Genomic DNA, 833 nt, shown 5'->3' with positions numbered 1-833 from the left:
CCCGCGCCGCGTCCTCTTGCTCCATCATTTCCCCCCAGGCATCTACTTTCCTGGGGGGAAAGTAGCAGCTCGCCGAGCAAGAAAGGAAGGGGTGTCGCGAACGGCCGCGAGGCGCTGCCGGATGAACCGGTCCTGCTGCGGCCCCCAGCGGTCCACGCTGCCGGGGCGCGTGGTCTGGCCGGGGTGCTTGCGATAGGCCCAGGTCACGGCGGGTTCCTGGTAGCCGTCGTGGACCTCGCTGATCGCGATGAACAGGCCGACGTCCTGCGCGCGTGGAATCGCCGCCCAGCCGCCGAAGGCGCGCACGAGCGCGGTCGGCAGCACCAGCCCGGCACAGGCGACCTGGCACAGGCCGGTCTCCTCGTAGAGCTTGCCGATCGTGCCCGCGGGGACGCGCCCGCAGGGGTAGCGCAGCTCGTACGGCACGCGCACGCCGTCGATCAGGTCGTCCGCCTGGCCGACCGCCCAGCCGATCCCGGGCTGTTCGGCGAACACCTCGATGAGCCTGGCGAGCCCGCCCGGCAGGAGAACGTCGTCGTAGTCCAGCACCGCGAGCAGCTCACCCCTGGCGCGGCTGAGGGCCAGGTTCCGCGTCGTGGCCGTGCCCAGCTGCGCGCCGTTGGCCTCGTAGCGCGCCCGCGGGCACAACTCGCGCGCCGACGGCTCCTCACCGTCCTCCTGGACCAGCCACTCCAGCTCCCATCCGGCCGGGAGTTCCTGCGCGGCAACGCTGTGCGCCGCCTCGACGAAGAACTCCGGCACCGGCCGACGCACCGCCGTGAGCACCGAGATCAACGGCACCGCCCCACCCCCGCTTCTCGCGTTGTGGCTAC

1 protein-coding gene is annotated in these 833 nt (G+C 72.0%); it reads right to left on the bottom strand.

Annotated features, from left to right (window positions below):
• Nucleotides 1-42: 42 nt before the first annotated feature.
• The coding region (locus tag CCN37_RS37925; RefSeq protein WP_210408405.1) for a glycosyltransferase at nt 43-833 on the bottom strand (791 nt) is incomplete at its 5' end.

Origin of the sequence: Allokutzneria sp. NRRL B-24872 (assembly GCF_002155965.1) — a bacterium.
Classification (GTDB): domain Bacteria; phylum Actinomycetota; class Actinomycetes; order Mycobacteriales; family Pseudonocardiaceae; genus Allokutzneria.
This window is presented reverse-complemented; position numbering and strand designations above follow the sequence as displayed.